We start from the raw sequence: 1,452 nt of genomic DNA on the forward strand, positions 1-1,452 counted from the left end.
ATCTGGCCCAATTCGGCGCGATCGACATCTCGCTCGATCCGTTCCCGCAGAACGGCGGCGCCAGCACCTGGGAATCCCTGCATATGGGAGTCCCCGTCATCACCAAGCTCGGGTCGGCGCCGTCCGCCCGGGCTGGCGGCGCGGTCGTCACGGCGGTCGGGCTCAATGACTGGGTGGCCGAGCATGATTCCGGTTATCTCGCCATCGCCCGCCGCTATGTGGAAGATCCGGCGGGGCTCGCCAGGCTGCGCGCCGAACTGCCCCAGCGCATCGCGACCTCAGCCGCCGGCAACGTCGCGCTTTACACCCGCAAGGTCGAGGAAGGCTATCGCACCTTCTGGCGCCGCTACTGTGCGGCGGCTTCTGCTTGATCGCGTCCGGCGTTCCGAGAATCGTTCAGCAAATTCAGTGTTGTCCCGGGCTTGACCCGGGACGTACCCAAGGGGATCGCTCACAGGCCCTTGACGATTTGTATCATCAAATGATACATTGATGCTATGATCAGAAGCTTCCGGGACAAGATCACCGAAGCCGTCTTCAATGGCGAAAATCCCAAGGGGTTTCCATCCGATCTGGTCAAGGTGGCACGCCGAAAACTGCGATACCTCAATGCCGCGGCCGATCTCGGCGACTTGAGATCACCTCCGGGCAATCGGCTCGAGGCCCTGGTGGGGGATCGCCAGGGACAATATTCGATCCGCATCAACGATCAATTCCGGGTGTGCTTTGTCTGGACAGCGGAAGGCCCCGCGGAGGTCGAAGTCGTCGACTATCACTAGGAGGGACGCAATGACCAAGAAGCTCAAACCCATGCACCCCGGTGAAGTTCTGCGGGAAGAATTTCTTATTCCGCTCGGGATGTCGGCGGGCGCTCTCGCCAAGGTATGCGGCCTGCCGCGAACCCGGATCGAGCGGATTGTCAGCGAGCAGACTGGCATCACGGCCGACACTGCGCTTCGGCTCGCCAAGGCACTCGACACGACGGCACAGCTTTGGCTCAATCTGCAGACGGACTATGACGTGCAGATCGCCAAGCGCGATCTCGGCAAGATCCTCGACCGCATCGAGACGGTGAACAAGCCGAGAGCTGCCTGACAAGTCCGACGCGTAAGCTCAGACGGCCTCGCATTCCCCTCATGCACAAACTGCCCGTCGTGCCAGTTTGCCGCACGCGTGCAAGCTTGTCGTGTCGGGCAAATCACCACGATGATCTCGGCCATCCCGTTCGCGATGAAGAGGGGCGTTTCGGCCGATCGTCACGAGGCGTAGCAGCGGGGAGCGGTGGACGTATCGGACTTGGGGCTCTGCATGTGCGAGCCGGCGAACAAGTTCGATGCGGACGGTCAAGTCGCGTGGTCCTGACCTCCCGACGCTGAGGTCAAGTCGGTTGATGATGCCACTGGGCATCTCGCTGATGATGGGGGCAAGAAAGCCCGGTCCCCAGGGAGAGCG

Annotated in this window: 2 protein-coding genes and 1 pseudogene; all 3 read left to right on the forward strand. The window is 61.9% G+C overall.

The annotated features are described in order from the left end of the window. Window positions 1–371, forward strand: a pseudogene (locus BRAS3843_RS07265) (acetylglucosamine transferase); the annotation flags it as partial. A 126-nt stretch (window positions 372–497) separates the two neighbouring features. After that, window positions 498–779 carry a type II toxin-antitoxin system RelE/ParE family toxin gene (locus BRAS3843_RS07270; protein ID WP_008968148.1) on the forward strand — a complete coding sequence of 94 codons (282 nt, stop codon included), beginning with the start codon at window positions 498–500 and terminating at the stop codon, window positions 777–779. A 10-nt stretch (window positions 780–789) separates the two neighbouring features. Then, complete coding sequence (locus BRAS3843_RS07275; RefSeq protein ID WP_008968149.1) at window positions 790–1,095, forward strand: HigA family addiction module antitoxin; 306 nt, start codon at window positions 790–792, stop codon at window positions 1,093–1,095. Window positions 1,096–1,452 lie beyond the last annotated feature (357 nt).

Origin of the sequence: Bradyrhizobium sp. STM 3843 (assembly GCF_000239815.1) — a bacterium.
Taxonomy (GTDB): Bacteria; Pseudomonadota; Alphaproteobacteria; order Rhizobiales; family Xanthobacteraceae; genus Bradyrhizobium.

Excerpts from the sequence above, each read along its gene's own strand:
- BRAS3843_RS07275 (WP_008968149.1), top strand. The coding sequence starts at position 790 with ATGACCAAGAAGCTCAAACCCATGCACCCCGGTGAAGTTCTGCGGGAA.
- BRAS3843_RS07270 (WP_008968148.1), top strand. The coding sequence starts at position 498 with ATGATCAGAAGCTTCCGGGACAAGATCACCGAAGCCGTCTTCAATGGC.